Raw genomic sequence first — 16,434 nt, forward strand, 5'->3', positions numbered from 1 at the left:
ATGTTAAGCTTGATTTAGCTAGAGCTTTAAAGAAATATAAACTAGATGATGATTATAGTTCTAAAGCTTATGTAAGCTTTGGGAAGTATTTTTGAGTTTTAGCAAGAAGTTTTTCTTGCTAAGGGTGAATTTATAGAATTTAAAATAAATTCCATAAATTCATCACTATCATTAGGGCAACTTATCAAATCATAATCACATTTTGCTAAATGTTTATACTCCATACCTAGTTCAAAAATCGTTTCAGAACAATCAATGCAAAAAGAAATAGGGTAAATCAAAGCTTTATCGTTTAAATTTGCTAAAACATCGCTTGTATTTGGTTCAAGCCATTTTACAGGGCCTAGTTTAGACTGATAAGCTAAAATAAATTCATCAAAATGATCTTTTAGTTTTTCTTTTAAAATTTCTACATGATCATTTACATGCTTTTCATATAAATCACCTTTGTCAATAATGCTTTGTGGTAAAGAATGCGCTGAGAAAATCAAAATTTTGGCATCAAATTTACTTTTTTTAGCCAAAATGTGCGAAACTATCATCTCATTATAAAGCTCATTTTTGTAAAAAATATCTATAGTTTTTACTTTTGCTTGAATTTTTTGCTTTGAAATTTCATTTTGCAGAACTTCTAAAGATGAAGTTACTGTGGTGCAAGAATGGTGCGGATAAAGTGGAAAAAGAATGATTTCATCACTTTCATTTAAAGTGTATTTTTGCAAAATTTCTGTGGCAAAAGGAGGCACATAAAGATTTACAAAATCAAATTTAAATTCATCTTGTTTTAAATTAAGTTTATTACACAGGCTTTGAGTAAGTTCGTTTAAAGGGGATTTTCCACCCATTTTTTTATAGTTTTCTTGCATGGCTTTAACGCGAGCCTTTGTTATGATCCATGCTACAAATTTTCTTAAAAATCGATTTTTGATTCCTAAAATATAAGGATCATTAAACATATTTTTTAAAAAAACTTCACAATCTTGTAAATTCGTAGCTCCGCCCATATTTAAAAATAAAACTAATTTCACGCAAACCTTTCTAAAATTTCTTGAACTTTGTAAGCATCGCTCGTGCTGGCTAAATGATTAGCTTGATTATCGATAAGTTTTAACAAAGCTTCGTGTTCTGAAAAAAGTGGACTTTGTTGAGTAAGTTCTATAAAATTTCCATCTTTTAATAAAGAAAAGTCATTTAAATTGGCTTCATAAAAATGATTTTTAGTAATAAGATGAATTTTTCTTAGTTTTTGTGTGCTATTCCAACTTTGATGTATGCTAGCAATACATTTTTCAAGCTCACATAGAATAATGCTTTCACTTTCTCTTGTTTGATCTTGGGTATATTTTTTAAGCAAATTGGTTTTTGTTATTTCTTGTTTGCTTAAAAAACAAAGCAAATCAAGATCATGCACAGCCAAATCTTGCAAAATCCCTACATCGCTGATTCTTTGCGGGTAGGGTGAAAATCTTTGTATGTTAATGCTGATAATTTCTTCATTTTCAAGCTCTTTTTTTAGGGCTAAAACCGCAGGATTAAATCTTTCACAAAAACCTACGCCTACTTTTACGCTGTATTCTTTAGCTAAATTTGAAATTTCGTCTATTTCTTTTAAATTTAGAGCTAAAGGCTTTTCGATTAAAACGCATTTGCATTGTTTAAAAACTTTTTTTGCTATTGCTAAATGTGAATTTGTAGGTGTTGCTATGATGATAATATCATTATTTTGATTTAAAAATTTATCCAAATCATCATAAAAAATATCATCAAAAATATTTAGATTTGGATTTTTGCAAAGATCAAAAAGTGCATTAAGCTTAAAATGAGAATTTTTACTAAGTTCATTTAAGTGGTTTTGCCCCATTTTTCCAAGGCCTATGATACCTATTTTCATGGAATTAATCTTTAAAAATACAAATAACTTGCTCTTGCTCTTCTTCACTTAAAAAAGGTGAAAAAGGCAAAGATAAGATGTGTTCGCTTGCGTATTCTGAATTTTTAAGTTCTAAATTTGAAAACTCACTAAAGCAAGGTTGTTTATGCAAAGGGGTTGGATAGTGTATAGCATAAGGTATATTAGCTTTTTCAAATTTTTGCAATACACTAGCTCTATCTTCAACTAAAACGCTGTATTGTGCATAAGCGCTAAAAGCATTTGGATCAATTTGCGGAATTTGGCAGTTTTTTAAATTTGCATTATAAGTTTGTGCTAATTTTTGTCTTTTGTCTAATTCTTTTTCTAGGTATTTTAACTTAACATTTAAAATCGCCGCTTGCAAGGTATCAAGGCGTCCATTTATACCTATAAATTCATGTTTATAACGCTGAGTTTGTCCGTGATTGAGTAAAATTCTTATTTTTTTAGCAATTTCATCATCATGGCAAAAAATAGCCCCACCATCGCCATAAGCTCCCAAAGGTTTTGAAGGAAAAAAGCTCGTGCATGAAATTTTAGCTATGGAGCAGGATTTTTCTCCTTTGAAACTTGCACCAAAACTTTGTGCACCATCTTCGATCAAAGTGATATTTTTATCTTTTAAAATTTCTTCTAAAGCCCTTAAATCACTCATTTGTCCAAACATACTTACTGCTATAACAGCTTTAGTTTTTGGGGTTATTGCTTTTTGCACTGCTTCAAAATCAAGATTGTAATTTGATAAATTTATATCTACAAAAACAGGTTTTGCGCCTACTAAGGCCACAACTTCAGCTGTTGCTATGAAAGTAAAACTAGGCACTATAACTTCATCATCTTTGCCAATATCTAAGGCTCTTAAGGCAAGATATAAAGCACTGGTTCCACTTGAACAACCTATAGCGTGTTTAACACCTAAAAAATGAGCTAAATTTTGCTCAAATTCGTTAAGCTTTGCACCGCCTATAAAAGAAGAGCTTGATAAAACGCTTTCAATTTCAGCATTGATTTCATCTTTGTATGCGAGATATTGGGCTTGAAGATTGATAAAATTCATAAAAAACCTTAGAGAAATAAAATTAAATAAAAATGTTTATTGTATTTTAGTTTTACTTAATTTAAAGTAATTTTGGTATGATATGTTTTTATAAAAATTTCTTTAGGAAAATTCATGGATATTAGAAAAGCTTATTTGGATTTTTTTGCATCAAAAGGACATGAGATAACCCCGTCAAGTCCTTTAGTTCCTGATGATGCAACTTTACTTTTTACTAATGCGGGTATGGTGCCTTTTAAAAGTATATTTACAGGAGAAATTCCACGCCCAAACCCTCCACGCAAAACAAGCTGTCAAACTTGTATAAGAGCGGGCGGAAAGCACAATGACTTAGATAATGTAGGATATACCGCACGCCATCATACTTTTTTTGAAATGCTTGGGAATTTTAGTTTTGGAGATTATTTTAAAGAACAAGCCATAGCTTATGCTTGGGAATTTGTAACTGAATTTTTAAAACTACCTAAAGACAGACTTTATGTAACCGTGCATGAAAACGATGATGAAGCTTTTAATCTATGGCAAAAACACATTCAAAAAGAAAGAATTTACAAATTCGGCGATAAAGATAACTTCTGGCAAATGGGCGATACTGGTCCTTGTGGTCCTTGTAGTGAGATTTTTTATGACCAAGGAGAAGAGTATTTTAACTCAAGCGAAGATTATATGGGCGGAGATGGAGATAGATTTTTAGAAATCTGGAATCTTGTTTTTATGCAATATGAAAGAAGTGCTGATGGAGTGCTTAGCCCACTACCAAAGCCAAGCATTGATACGGGAATGGGACTTGAAAGAGTAACAGCGATTAAAGAAGGTAAATTCAGCAATTTTGATAGCTCGCTTTTTATGCCAATCATCAATGAAATTTCAAAACTTTGTAATAAAACTTATATTTATGAAAGCGGAGCAAGTTTTAGAGTCATAGCTGATCATATAAGATCAAGTGTATTTTTGCTTGCACAAGGGGTAAGTTTTGATAAAGAAGGTAGAGGTTATGTTTTGCGTCGTATTTTGCGTCGTGCTTTAAGACATGGATATTTGTTAGGTTTTAAACAAGCTTTTATGTATAAACTAGTTGATGTTGTATGCGATTTAATGGGCGGACATTATACCTATCTTAATGAGAAAAAAGACTTTATAAAAGAACAAATTCGCCTTGAAGAAGAAAGATTTTTAAGCACTATAGAAAATGGGATTGAAATTTTTAATGAAGAGCTTAAAAACACTAAAGAAATTTTTAGCGGAGAAGTAGCCTTTAAACTTTATGATACTTATGGTTTTCCGCTTGATTTAACGGCTGATATGCTAAGAGAAAAAAATCTTAAAGTTGATGAAGAAAAATTTGAACTTTTAATGAATGAGCAAAAAGCACGCGCTAAGGCTTCTTGGAAAGGAAGTGGAGATAAAACTGCAAGCGGAGATTTTAAAAACTTGCTTGAAAAATTTGGAGAAAATCATTTCGTAGGTTATGAAAAAGCAGAATGCGAAAGTAAAATTTTAGCCCTTTTAGATGAAGATTTTAAAGAAGTTTCCACCCTTAAAGATGCGGGTTGGGTGATGCTTAAAAACACACCTTTTTATGCAACAAGTGGGGGGCAAAGTGCTGATAGTGGATTTATGGCCAAGCGTGAAGTTTTAGATACGCAAAAGTTTTTTAATCTCAATCTTAGCTTTGTAAAAGCAGGCGAAGAACTAAAAGTTGGCGATATAGTTCATGCAAGAATCGATACAGAAAAAAGAGAGCAAATCGCACGCCACCACTCAGCCACTCATCTTTTACACCATGCTTTAAGAGAAATTTTAGGTTCTCATGTAAGTCAAGCAGGATCTTTGGTTGAAAGCAATAAACTAAGATTTGATTTTACTCATCATAAAGCTTTAAGCAAAGAAGAGCTAGAAAACATTGAAAAAAGAGTCAATGAAATGATTATAAACTCAAGCGAAGCTATCTTAGAAAATATGCCTTTAGAAGAAGCTAAAAAAAGCGGCGCTATAGCATTGTTTAATGAAAAATACCAAGGCAATGTGCGTGTTTTAACTCTAGGTGAAAGCAAGGAACTTTGCGGGGGAACTCATGTTAAAAATACTGCTCAAATAGGAAGTTTTTACATAGTTAAAGAAAGCGGTGTGAGTGCTGGAGTTAGACGCATTGAAGCTGTGGTTTCTAAAGCGGCTTTAGAATTTGTAAAAAATCAACTTGAAGAACTTTCTAAAGTAAAAGATGAACTTAAAAATAATGATATTTTAAGCGGGATTAAAAAGCTTAAAAATGAAATTTTAAGTTTAAAAAATGAGCTTAAAAATTCAAGTAAAACCGAGCTTGATTCTAAAAATATCCAAGGTGTTGAAATTTGCGTAAAACGTATAGATAATGGCGATATTAAAGCTATGATTGATGATTTTAAAAACAAATTTGCTAAAGCGGTGATTTTACTTATCCAAGTAAAAGATGAAAAAATCACTTTAGCAGCTGGTGTTAAAGATGTGCCTTTAAAAGCAGGAGCTTTGGTTAAAGAAGCGGCACAAATTTTAGGTGGAAATGGTGGTGGAAGAGATGATTTTGCTACTGCAGGTGGAAAAGATTTAAGCAAAATCAATGAAGCTTTAAAACAAAGCTTAGAAACGATAGAAAAAGCACTTTAATGTTAATTCTTGCTTCAAGTTCCATTTCAAGAGCTAACTTGCTTAAAACCGCAAAGATTGATTTTAGGCAAGTTAGTTTTGATTATGATGAAAATTTAGATAAGAATATTTCACCTTTTTTATATGTTCAAAAAATAGTTCTTGAAAAAGAAAGACAATTTTTAAGTACTTTAGGCAAAGATTTTCAAAACCAAAATTTGCTTTTTGCAGATAGTATAGTTTGTATAGATGAAAAAATTCTTACCAAAGCAAAGGATAAAAAAGAAGCTTATGAAATGCTTGCCTTGCAAAATGGCAAGTATGCAAGTATTTTATCGGCTTTTTTGCTTGTAAAACCTGAAAAAAGAGTTTTTTCTCTTTCAAAAACTACGCTTTATTTTAAAAATTTTGATGAAAATGCTTTAAGAGATTATGTAGAAAATGATCTTTATAAAGGCAAGGCGGGTTGTATTATGTGTGAGGGTTTTCATCAAAATTTCATCACCCACCAAGTAGGAAATCTAAGCACTGCTTTAGGGCTTGATATCCAAACTTTAAAGGCTTATTTATGAAAATATTAAAATATATTTTTTCATTTTTTACTCTTTTGTTTATAGCTGGATTTATTTATGTGGCTTATCTTTTCACAAGTGCTGATACTGAGGGTTATACTTTTAAAGAATACAAACCTCCTCTTACAACACAAATTTACGATAGAAATGGCAAGCTTGTGGCTAATATTTTTGAACAGCATCGTTTTTACGCTCCTTATGAAGAGCTTCCTCCACGCCTTATAGAAGCTTTAGTTGCTATAGAAGATACAAGCTTTTTTGAACATAATGGAGTTAATATCGATGCCATTTTTAGAGCTGCTGTAAAAATCATAAAAAGCGGTGGAAAAACCATGGAAGGAGCTTCCACTCTTACCCAGCAATTTATTAAAAACACAGAATTAACCCCAGAAAGAACGATTACGCGTAAAATTCGCGAAGCTTTGCTTGCTTATAAAATGGAAACCATTTTAACTAAAGAGCAAATTTTAGAAAGGTATTTAAATTTTATCTTTTTTGGACATGGGTATTATGGAGTAAAAACCGCATCTTTGGGGTATTTTCATAAAAATTTAAATGAATTAAGCCTTAAAGAGATTGCTATGTTAGTAGGTATGCCAAAAGCACCTAGCAGTTATGATCCTACAAAGCATTTAGATCTTTCCATCTCAAGAGCAAATAATGTTATTTCAAGAATGTATAATCTAGGTTGGATTTCAAAAGCAGATTATGATACAGCCATTAAAGAAATTCCGCAAGTTTATGATGATACGCTTACTCAAAATGCTGCTCCTTATGTCGTAGATGAAGTGATTAAACAATTAAGCCCTAATATCAAAGACTTAAAAACAGGTGGATATAAAATCATTTTAAATATAGACTTAGATGTTCAAAATATGGCGCAGAATGCTTTGAAATTTGGTTATGATGAGATAGTAAAACGCGATAAAGATGCAAATTTAAGCACTTTAAACGGAGCTATGGTCGTGGTAAATCATCAAAGTGGCGATGTTTTAGCTTTGGTAGGTGGGGTTGATTATGAAAAAAGTAATTATAACCGTGCTACTCAAAGTATGCGTCAACCTGGAAGCTCTTTTAAACCTTTTGTGTATCAAGTGGCGATTAATTTAGGATATTCGCCTATGAGTGAAATTGCTGATATTTCTAGAATTTTTGAAGGTGGAGCGGGTAATAATGAGGATTGGAAACCTAAAAATGAAGGGGGTAAATTTTTAGGTTTAATTACCTTAAAAGAAGCTTTAACAAGATCAAGAAATTTAGCTACCATTAATCTCGCACTTGATATGGGGCTTGATGTTCTTTACTCTAAACTAATGGAATTTGGATTTAAAGATATACCGCCTAATTTATCAATCGTATTGGGAAGTTTTGGTATTTCTCCTTTGGAGTATTCGAAATTTTATACCATGTTTGGGAACTATGGTACGATTAAAGATCCTCAAATTATCAGACAAGTTCAGGATAAAACCGGTAAAACCATCATGGAATTTAACTCAAATGAGCGTAAAGTCAGCGATGAAGCGCAAAGTTTTCTGGTTTTAGATATGATGAGAAATGTTGTTGAAAAAGGCACAGGACGCAATGCAAGAGTAAAAGATATAGAAATAGCAGGAAAAACAGGAACAACGAATAAAAGTGTTGATGCTTGGTTTTGTGGACTTACGCCTGAAATAGAAGCAATCATTTGGTATGGAAATGATAACAACAAGCCTATGCGTTATACAGAAGGTGGGGCTAGAACAGCTGCTCCTGTGTTTAGAGAATTTTTAACTCAATATATAGAAAAATTCCCTGATACAACTAGAAAATTTAGCATTCCTAATGGGGTTTATCGTGGAAATTATAAAGGAGAAAGTGCTTATTATACCACCAAATCACCATTGCCAAAAGCAAATATGAAATTTAATGAAAGCGAGATTATATTTTGAAAGTAGAAAGATCTACTTTCAAAATGATTAAGCTTTTTTGATGATTATTTCATCATCTTTTGCATCAATGATAATGCTATCATTTTCATGAAGTTCATCAGCAAGTATCATATCGCTTAATTTATCTTCTATAAGATCATAAATAGCTCTTCTTAAAGGTCTAGCACCAAAATCAGGATCAAAACCATCTTTAGCGATTAAAAGGGCTGCATTTTCGCTTAAACTCGCTTTTATCCCCTTGTTTTCTAAGCTCATTTGTAAATCTTTAAATAAAAGCTTAACTATTTCATAAGCTTCATCTTTTCCAAGTGGATTAAAGGTGATAATATCATCTAAGCGGTTTAAAAACTCAGGTTTAAAGAAATTTTTTAACTCATTTTTTACCACATCTTCTTGTTCTTTTCCGCTTAAATTCATAATAGCGCTTGAGGCAATATTAGAAGTTAAAATGATAATGGTATTTTTAAAATCCACTGTTACACCTTTGCTATCGGTTGCTCTACCATCATCTAAAATCCCTAAAAGCACATTAAATACATCTTTATGTGCTTTTTCAACTTCATCAAACAAAAGCACGCTATAAGGTTTTCTTCGCACAGCTTCAGTAAGCTCTCCACCTTCTTCATGTCCTATGTACCCTGGAGGTGCGCCTAAGAGTCTTGAAACACTATGTTTTTCCATAAATTCACTCATATCAAAGCGAATCATTGCTTTTTCATCGTCAAATAAAAATTTTGCCAAAGCTTTAGCTGATTGTGTTTTTCCTACCCCTGTTGGCCCTAAAAATAAAAAGCTTCCTATAGGTTTATTGTCCGCATTAAGTCCTGCTTTGTTGCGTTTAATGGCTCTAGCTAAAGCACTTAAGGCCTTATCTTGTCCTATGACACTTTCTTTTAAATGTTTTTCCACTTCTAAGAATTTTTGTTTTTCAGAAGTTAACATTTTTTGCACGCTAATACCCGTCCATTTGCTTAAAATTCCAGCAACCAAATCCTCATCCACTTGATTTTTAAGTAAAACTCCATTTTCACTCATTTTTTTCCATTTATCTTCTAAAATTTCTACTTCTTTTTCAAGACTTGGAATTTTTCCATACTCTAGCTCGGCTGCTTTTTGAAATTCACCTCTAGCTTTAGCCAAAGAAGCTTCATTTTTAAGCAGATCAATTTCTTTTTTCTTAGCACTTATGCCATCAAAAACACTTTTTTCATTTTCAAACTGTGAATTTAAGGCATTTTGTTTTTCTTTTAAATTGGCTAGTTCTTTTGCGATTTCATCAAGTCTTTTTTGATTTTTCTCGTCATTTTCCATTTTTAAAGCTTCATTTTCAACTTCTAAAGTTTCTATATCTTTGCGTACTTTTCTTAAAGAACTTGGTTCGCTTTCAATTTGCATTTTCAGTTCAGCTGCAGCTTCATCGATTAAATCAATGGCCTTATCAGGTAAAAAACGATCCGCTATATAACGCTTTGAAAGTTTAGCTGCAGCTACTAAAGCGCTATCATTTATAGTTACATTATGATGAATTTCAAGCTTTTCTTTTATACCCCTTAACATAGCCAAAGCCTCATTAACGCTTGGCTCACCTACATTTACAGGTTGAAAACGGCGTTGCAAGGCTGCATCTTTTTCAAAATATTTACGATATTCTTTTAAAGTAGTTGCGCCTATAGTATGGAGTTCACCTCTTGCAAGAGCAGGTTTTAAAATATTTGCCGCATCCATACTGCCTTCACTCGCTCCAGCTCCTACTATAGTGTGAATTTCATCGATAAAAAGAATGATATTTTCACTTTTTATCACTTCATTAACGACAGCTTTTAATCTGTCTTCAAATTCTCCTCTGTATTTTGCACCTGCAATTAAAGCACTCATGTCAAGAGCGATAACTTTTTTATTTTGCAAAGATTTTGGAACATCTTTTTTAATAATTCTTTGTGCTAAAGCTTCCACTATAGCTGTTTTTCCTACGCCTGGTTCACCTAAAAGTATAGGGTTATTTTTGGTTTTGCGTATTAAAATTTGCATTAAACGTTCGATTTCTTCTTCTCTGCCTATAACAGGATCAAGTTTACCTTCGCTTGCTTTTAAGGTTAAATCTATACCAAATTTATTTAAGCTGTCTAAGGTTTCATCGCTTGTTTTGCTATCGATTTTGCGTCCCGCTCTTAGACTTTCAAGCTCTTTTTGAAATTCTCTTAAATCTAAAAATTGCGCCAAAATTTCTTTAGTAGGACTTTTTTGACTTTCACTTACAAGCCAAGTATCCACACTTAAATAACTATCTCCATTAGCACTCATTAATCCTTTAGCATTTTCTAATGAATTTATAAGTTCATTGGAAAAGCGTATATTTTCACGGTTTACATTTGAACTCGTTGCAAGTTTTGAAATTCTGCTTTTAATTTCAAGTTCTAAGGCTTCTTTGGAAATATTTAATTTATTTAAAATTTGATTTAAAATACTTGTACTATCTACGCTTAAAGCCCATAAAAGATGTAAAGGTGCAACTTCATTATTTTTAGAATGTATAGCTAAAGATGCTGCGCTTTCAAGGTTTGAAAGCATATTATCAGTTAGAAAATTTTGTATATTTGCCATGTTTTATCCTTTATTTAGTTTATATACTTGCTATTATATAACTTTAGTCATATAATGTCAAGTTAATTGAGTAAAATTTTTTAAATAATAGGACAAATGACTAATTTTAGATTATTTCATAAACATATCTATAGCCTTGTTTAATTCTTCTATACTTTGAATATCATTTTCTTCTACAGCATGTACCATACAATGAGCTAAATGTTCTTTTAAAACTACTTTTGCAGTATTGTTAACTTCGGCTTTTACGGCAGCAAGCTGGATTAAAATTTCACTACAGTCTTTGTCATTTTCAACCATTCTTTTAATAGCGCTTAAATGCCCTATGGTTCTACTTAGACGATTGCAAACTGCTTTAAGATGTTTTTGAGAATGTGTATGAGTATGTTTTTCTTGGCACATTGTATTAACTTTCTTTTTGGAATTTTTAGTCTATTTTAACATATTTTTAAGAATTTAAATTTATTTACGAAGTTTTAAGCAATTTTTATTAAAATTTACTCTTTAAACTAAAACTCAATGATGGAGCTTATTTTGAAAACAAAACGATTTTTTGCGGGTCTTGCAGGCTTTGCCACTACTTTTATTTTATGTCTATTTTTAACAAGTCATTTACAAGCTAAAGTTGATCAAAAAGAAGAGCAGGTTCAAAAACGCCTAGAAGCTTTAGATAAGCTTACAAAAACTCTTGCCATAGTAGAGCAATACTATGTGGATGATCAAAATATCAGCGATTTGGTGGATAAATCTTTATCAGGACTTTTAAGCAATCTTGATGCGCATTCTTCTTTTTTAAATGAAAAAGATTTTAATGATATGAAAATTCAAACCAATGGCGAATTTGGTGGCCTTGGTATAACCGTAGGTATGAAAGATGGCGCTTTAACAGTTGTTTCTCCTATAGAAGGAACACCAGCAGATAAAGCAGGGATAAAATCAGGAGATATTATTTTAAAAATTAATGATGAGGCCACTTTAGGAATTAATCTCAATGATGCTGTAGATAAAATGCGTGGTAAGCCAAAAACTCAAATCACTTTAACCATTTTTAGAAAAGGTGCAACAAAACCTTTTGATGTTACACTTACAAGAGAAATTATTAAGATAGAAAGTGTTTATGCAAAAATGATAGAAAATGAAAACATTCTTTATCTTAGGGTTACAAATTTTGATAAAAATGTTGTAGATGTGGCAAGTAAAGAACTTAAAAAATATCCTAATGTTAAAGGAGTTATTTTAGATCTTAGAAATAATCCTGGTGGACTTTTAAATCAAGCCATAGGACTTGTAAATTTATTTGTAGATAAAGGTGTTATTGTTTCTCAAAAAGGACGCATCGCAAGTGAAAATCAAGAATATAAAGCCGATCCTAAAAACAAAATTTCTAATGCTTCTTTGGTTGTGCTTGTAAATGGTGGAAGTGCTAGTGCAAGTGAAATTGTAAGTGGAGCTTTACAAGATCTTAAACGCGGTGTTATTGTGGGTGAAAATACTTTTGGAAAAGGTAGTGTTCAGCAAATCATACCTATTAATAAAACTGAAGCTTTAAGGCTTACTATTGCAAGATATTATCTTCCAAGCGGGCGTACTATTCAAGCAGTGGGTGTAAAACCTGATATTGAAGTTTTTCCAGGTAAAGTAAATACTCAAGAAGATGGTTTTTCTATAAAAGAAAGCGACTTAAAACAACATTTAGAAAGTGAGCTTGAAAAAATAGATAAAAATAAAAAAGAAGATAAACAAGAAAATAAAGACAATAAAAATCTAATCAGTCAAAAACAAATCAATGATGACGCACAGTTAAAATCAGCTATTGATACTATTAAAATTTTAAATATCAAACAAGGACAATAAAATGACAAAAAAAGAAATGCTCTACGAAGGAAAAGGTAAAAAACTTTTCAAAACTGATGATGAAAATTTACTAATTAGTGAGTTTAAAGATGATTTAACTGCTTTTAATGCAGAAAAAAGAGGCAATGAAAGTGGAAAAGGCGCATTAAACTGTAAAATCAGTACTGAAATTTTTCATTTGCTCGAAAAAAATGGGATTAAAACCCATTTGGTAGAAACTATAAGCGATACAGAACAAGTGGTTAAAAAATGTAAAATTGTTCCTATTGAAGTTATAGTACGCAATGTTGCAACAGGTTCTCTTACAAAAAGACTGGGCATTAAAGATGGCACTGTGCTACCTTTTGCTTTGGTGGAATTTTGTCTTAAAGATGATGCTTTAGGCGATCCTTTTATCAATGATGAGCATTGTTTGATTTTAAATTTAGTGCAAAATGAAGCTCAAATTAGTGAAATTAAAAATATGGCTAGAAAGATTAACTCTATTTTAACTCCATTTTTTGACAATAAAAATTTAAGGCTGATTGACTTTAAAATCGAACTAGGTTTAACTAAAGATAATGAACTTGTTTTAGCTGATGAAATAAGCCCTGATAGTTGTAGATTTTGGGATAAATTTAGCAATGAAAAATTAGATAAAGATAGATTTCGTCAAGATCTAGGTAATGTAAAAATGGCTTATGAAGAAGTTTTAAAAAGAATATTAAATTAAGGAAAAATATGGAAGTTATTGTAAATATTTCTTTAAAAAATGGGGTTTTAGATCCACAAGGCAAAGCGGTGGAAAAAGCTTTGCATTCTTTAAATTTTAATAGTGTTAAAGAAGTAAAAATAGCAAAACAAATCAAAATTTCTCTTGATGAGAAAGATGAAAAATTAGCCAAAGAACAAGTAAAAAAAATGTGTGAAGAGTTGTTGGTAAATAGCATCATTGAAGATTATGAGCTTGTAATTGAGAAAGAGTAAAATGAAAGTTGCTATTATTAGATTTCCAGGGACAAATTGTGAATTTGATACAGCTTATGCCTTTGAAAAACTTGGAGTAAAAACGCAGATTGTTTGGCATGAAGAAAAAGAATTTGATACAGATTTAGTTGTTTTGCCAGGCGGATTTTCTTATGGAGATTATCTAAGATGTGCAGCTATTGCAAAACTTGCTCCTGCTATGCAAGGTGTTTTTAATCATGCAAAAAAGGGAGGATATATCTTAGGTATTTGCAATGGTTTTCAAATTTTACTTGAAAGCGGTCTTTTAAAAGGTGCAATGAAGCATAACAACAATCTTAGTTTTATCTCAAAAAACCAAAATTTAAGAGTAGTTTCTAATGATAATGCCTTTTTGAAAAATTTCAAAAAAGATGAAATTATTAATTTACCAATTGCTCATGGAGAGGGAAATTATTACGCTGATGAGGCTACTTTAAAAGAATTGCAAGATAAAGATCTTATTACTTTAAAATACGAGCCAAATCCAAATGGTTCTGTATTTGATATCGCAGGAATTTGTGATGAAAACAAAAAAATCTTTGGACTCATGCCACATCCTGAGCGTGCTTGTGAAAAAGTCCTAGGTAATGATATAGGTTTGAAAATGCTTAAAGGCTTTTTATTTTGAAAATTTTATTAACTTTAATTTTTAGTGTTGTTGTATTGTTTGGCAGGGGTGAAATTTCTGTATTTGGCGGCCAAGATGAAAATATGCAAAAAGAATTACAAAAATTACCCCAAGAAGAACAAAAAATTTATCAAAATATTCCGCCAAGTGATGAAAACAATGACTTTGAAAGCAATGTAGATGATCCTTTTGTAGCTAAAGGGAGTTTGGTTCTTACAAATGATGAATATCCAAGCAGGGTATATGTTGGAGAAGTTTTTCCTATTACGATCTATGCTCGCACTACGGAAAATACAAAATTTGATTTTAACATAAGCGTAGAAAAAACTAATTTATCTTTTTTAAATCCAGATGCAAAATGGGAATTTATCAATAACGAATATAAAACAACTTTATGGTTTGAAGCCAAAAATTCAAATGCTAGTTTGAGTAAAATTTCTATCAAACTTCTTAGAAATAATGAAGCTTTTCAAGAGGCCGATATCAATCTTAATCCTATCAAATTTGAAAATACTTTATCCAATAAAGATTTTTCACACCTTGTGGCAAGTTCTTTGGAAATTAAAAAAGTTAAAGCGAGTTATTTTGATGATGCTAATATCATTATGATGGTAGAACTAAACGCAACCAATACAAATCTTAAAAGCTTTTTTATAGAAGGAATTCAAAAGCAAGGTATTGAAAATTTAAAAGGGGATTTTAATGCTTCTAGTGCTTTTTATTATGCTATTTTGCCATTAAGTAAAACAAATTTTGAATTTTCGTATTTCAATAAGGACAGTAAAAAGCTTGAAAATATAAATTTAAAACTAAAAATTAGTGACGATGAGATCAGCACTCAGAGTGATTTAAATCCTGTAAATAAAGACTTAAATATTTATAAACAATATACCTTATGGTTTTTAGCGGTTTTATTTGGAGCTTTATTTGTATGGAGAAAAAATTACATTATTCTGGCTTTGGCAGTTGTTTGTTTTGCACTTAGTTTTCTTGTAGATACCAATACTCAAAATGCAATTATCAAGGCTGGTTCTAGGGCTAAAATTTTACCTACAGAGCCTTCAACTTATTTTTATACGGCAAATGCAGATGAAAAAGTAGAAGTTTTAGGCAAACGACAAAATTATATTAAAGTACTGTTTTCTGATGGAAAAATAGGTTGGGTTAATAAAGATGATTTACAAAAAAATTAAAGCTCTTTATTTTTGGATTTTTTTTGTTTTAAGCGTTGCTTTGGTAGTTTTTTGTTTTTGCTTTACAAAATCTCAAAACACACTTTGGAAAATCCGCAAAATTTGGGCTAAATTTCAAAGATATACTATCTCTTATAAACAAGAAATCATTGGTACTTTTAATCCACAAGCTCAGATGATTTTAATGAATCACCAAAGTGCTTTAGATATCATCGCTTTAGAAGAATTATATCCTAAAAATTTATGCTGGATTGCCAAAAAAGAATTAGGAGAAATTCCTATTTTCAAAGTCGCCATGAAAAAACCAAAACTTCTTTGTATAGATAGAAAAAATCCGCGTGATTTAGTACGAGTTTTAAAAGAAGCAAAAGAAAGAATTAGTGAAGATAGGGTTTTGGCTATTTTTCCAGAAGGAACTAGATCTAAAAATGAAAAAATGCTTAAATTTCAAAGTGGAGCAAAAATTTTAAGTGAAAAATTAAATCTTAAAGTTCAACCTATTTTAATTGTAGATTCTGTAAAAATTTTAGACACAAAAAGTTTTAGTGCAAGCAGCGGAGTGCTTAAAATCATTTGTATGGATTTAGTCGATACAAATGATGACAAATGGCTTGAAAACACTAGAAAAAAAATGCAAGAATTACTCGATCAAGAAAGAGCTAAGCTTTGCTAAATACCCTTTTAGTTGTTGGTTTTGGGGGATTTATAGGAGCAATCTTAAGAATGTTTTCTATAAATTTAGTGAATAAATTTTTTCCTTATTCTATCAGCCTTGGAACTCTTTTTGTTAATGTTTTGGGTTCTTTTATCATAGGACTTTTGTTTTCTTATGCACAAAATAAAGGTTTATCTCCTTTACTTAAAAGCTTTATAAGTACAGGTTTTTTAGGAGCTTTTACAACTTTTTCTACTTTTTCTTATCAAAATTTACTTCTTTTGCAAAGTGGAAATTATCTTCATTTTGCGTTAAATATTATCTTAAATGTCTTTCTTTGCTTATTTGCCGCATGGCTTGGCTTTATAATTTTCAAATAAATCTTTAAATTTACTTTAGAATTTGTATTTTTTGCTAAAATACCA

14 protein-coding genes and 1 pseudogene are annotated in these 16,434 nt (G+C 31.0%); 10 read left to right on the plus strand and 5 right to left on the minus strand.

The features are described 5' to 3' along the window. Positions 1 to 98: 98 nt before the first annotated feature. From hemH to SR63_RS00860, 3 genes are read right to left on the minus strand one after another with little or no spacing between them, the layout of a single operon-like run. On the minus strand, positions 99 to 1,028 hold the full coding sequence (gene hemH / locus SR63_RS00850) for a ferrochelatase (protein WP_012006658.1): 930 nt from the start codon (positions 1,026 to 1,028) through the stop codon (positions 99 to 101). Continuing rightward, positions 1,025 to 1,891, minus strand: a complete 867-nt coding sequence (locus SR63_RS00855; RefSeq protein WP_002866400.1) for a Gfo/Idh/MocA family protein — start codon at positions 1,889 to 1,891, stop codon at positions 1,025 to 1,027. The genes hemH and SR63_RS00855 overlap by 4 nt, the downstream gene beginning before the upstream one ends. A 4-nt stretch (positions 1,892 to 1,895) precedes the next feature. Beyond that, on the minus strand, positions 1,896 to 2,969 hold the full coding sequence (locus SR63_RS00860) for a DegT/DnrJ/EryC1/StrS family aminotransferase (protein ID WP_002933370.1): 1,074 nt from the start codon (positions 2,967 to 2,969) through the stop codon (positions 1,896 to 1,898). A gap of 114 nt (positions 2,970 to 3,083) precedes the next feature. Here SR63_RS00860 and alaS point away from each other — a divergent pair, with 114 nt between their 5' ends. The 3 genes from alaS to SR63_RS00875 are packed head-to-tail and all read left to right on the plus strand — an operon-like array spanning position 3,084 to position 8,091. After that, on the plus strand, positions 3,084 to 5,612 hold the full coding sequence (alaS, locus tag SR63_RS00865) for an alanine--tRNA ligase (protein WP_147498328.1): 2,529 nt from the start codon (positions 3,084 to 3,086) through the stop codon (positions 5,610 to 5,612). Then, positions 5,612 to 6,163 carry a septum formation inhibitor Maf gene (gene maf / locus SR63_RS00870; protein WP_002866403.1) on the plus strand — a complete coding sequence of 184 codons (552 nt, stop codon included), beginning with the start codon at positions 5,612 to 5,614 and terminating at the stop codon, positions 6,161 to 6,163. Before alaS ends, maf begins: the two co-directional genes overlap by 1 nt. After that, a complete protein-coding gene (locus SR63_RS00875; protein WP_002857099.1) occupies positions 6,160 to 8,091 on the plus strand; it encodes a penicillin-binding protein 1A in 1,932 nt (643 codons plus the stop codon). The genes maf and SR63_RS00875 overlap by 4 nt, the downstream gene beginning before the upstream one ends. Positions 8,092 to 8,118: 27 nt before the next feature. Here the strand turns inward: SR63_RS00875 and SR63_RS00880 are convergent, their stop codons facing one another. After that, a complete protein-coding gene (locus SR63_RS00880) occupies positions 8,119 to 10,692 on the minus strand; it encodes an ATP-dependent Clp protease ATP-binding subunit (protein WP_022552248.1) in 2,574 nt (857 codons plus the stop codon). Between the two features lie 111 nt (positions 10,693 to 10,803). After that, positions 10,804 to 11,094: a metal-sensing transcriptional repressor gene (locus SR63_RS00885; protein WP_002855280.1), complete on the minus strand. Its 291-nt coding sequence runs from the start codon at positions 11,092 to 11,094 to the stop codon at positions 10,804 to 10,806. A gap of 117 nt (positions 11,095 to 11,211) precedes the next feature. Between SR63_RS00885 and SR63_RS00890 the strand changes: the two genes are divergently transcribed. From SR63_RS00890 to crcB, 7 genes and pseudogenes are all read left to right on the plus strand, one after another. Beyond that, positions 11,212 to 12,546 (plus strand): S41 family peptidase, encoded by a 1,335-nt coding sequence (locus tag SR63_RS00890; RefSeq protein WP_002856815.1) that lies wholly within the window; start codon positions 11,212 to 11,214, stop codon positions 12,544 to 12,546. A 1-nt stretch (position 12,547) separates the two neighbouring features. After that, on the plus strand, positions 12,548 to 13,258 hold the full coding sequence (purC, locus tag SR63_RS00895) for a phosphoribosylaminoimidazolesuccinocarboxamide synthase (RefSeq protein WP_002854922.1): 711 nt from the start codon (positions 12,548 to 12,550) through the stop codon (positions 13,256 to 13,258). Positions 13,259 to 13,266: 8 nt separating this feature from the next. After that, positions 13,267 to 13,512 carry a phosphoribosylformylglycinamidine synthase subunit PurS gene (purS, locus tag SR63_RS00900; protein WP_002866405.1) on the plus strand — a complete coding sequence of 82 codons (246 nt, stop codon included), beginning with the start codon at positions 13,267 to 13,269 and terminating at the stop codon, positions 13,510 to 13,512. Position 13,513: 1 nt separating this feature from the next. Then, positions 13,514 to 14,186, plus strand: a pseudogene (gene purQ, locus SR63_RS00905) (phosphoribosylformylglycinamidine synthase I). Further along, positions 14,158 to 15,354, plus strand: coding sequence for an SH3 domain-containing protein (locus SR63_RS00910; RefSeq protein WP_002877649.1), 1,197 nt, complete (start codon positions 14,158 to 14,160; stop codon positions 15,352 to 15,354). The pseudogene purQ and the gene SR63_RS00910 overlap by 29 nt, the downstream one beginning before the upstream one ends. Continuing rightward, the gene (locus SR63_RS00915; RefSeq protein WP_002866407.1) at positions 15,335 to 16,027 is read left to right on the plus strand and encodes a lysophospholipid acyltransferase family protein; all 693 of its coding nucleotides are present in this window, start codon (positions 15,335 to 15,337) and stop codon (positions 16,025 to 16,027) included. The genes SR63_RS00910 and SR63_RS00915 overlap by 20 nt, the downstream gene beginning before the upstream one ends. Further along, positions 16,021 to 16,389, plus strand: coding sequence for a fluoride efflux transporter CrcB (gene crcB / locus SR63_RS00920; protein WP_002859058.1), 369 nt, complete (start codon positions 16,021 to 16,023; stop codon positions 16,387 to 16,389). Before SR63_RS00915 ends, crcB begins: the two co-directional genes overlap by 7 nt. Positions 16,390 to 16,434: the final 45 nt, after the last annotated feature.

The sequence above is a fragment of the Campylobacter sp. 2014D-0259 genome (assembly GCF_008000505.1).
Lineage (GTDB): Bacteria > Campylobacterota > Campylobacteria > Campylobacterales > Campylobacteraceae > Campylobacter_D > Campylobacter_D jejuni.

Coding starts and splice junctions, on each gene's coding strand:
- SR63_RS00855 (WP_002866400.1), bottom strand. CDS start 1,891: ATGAAAATAGGTATCATAGGCCTTGGAAAAATGGGGCAAAACCACTTA.
- SR63_RS00860 (WP_002933370.1), bottom strand. CDS start 2,969: ATGAATTTTATCAATCTTCAAGCCCAATATCTCGCATACAAAGATGAA.
- alaS (WP_147498328.1), top strand. CDS start 3,084: ATGGATATTAGAAAAGCTTATTTGGATTTTTTTGCATCAAAAGGACAT.
- maf (WP_002866403.1), top strand. CDS start 5,612: ATGTTAATTCTTGCTTCAAGTTCCATTTCAAGAGCTAACTTGCTTAAA.
- SR63_RS00875 (WP_002857099.1), top strand. CDS start 6,160: ATGAAAATATTAAAATATATTTTTTCATTTTTTACTCTTTTGTTTATA.
- SR63_RS00880 (WP_022552248.1), bottom strand. CDS start 10,692: ATGGCAAATATACAAAATTTTCTAACTGATAATATGCTTTCAAACCTT.
- SR63_RS00885 (WP_002855280.1), bottom strand. CDS start 11,094: ATGTGCCAAGAAAAACATACTCATACACATTCTCAAAAACATCTTAAA.
- SR63_RS00890 (WP_002856815.1), top strand. CDS start 11,212: ATGATGGAGCTTATTTTGAAAACAAAACGATTTTTTGCGGGTCTTGCA.
- purC (WP_002854922.1), top strand. CDS start 12,548: ATGACAAAAAAAGAAATGCTCTACGAAGGAAAAGGTAAAAAACTTTTC.
- purS (WP_002866405.1), top strand. CDS start 13,267: ATGGAAGTTATTGTAAATATTTCTTTAAAAAATGGGGTTTTAGATCCA.
- SR63_RS00915 (WP_002866407.1), top strand. CDS start 15,335: ATGATTTACAAAAAAATTAAAGCTCTTTATTTTTGGATTTTTTTTGTT.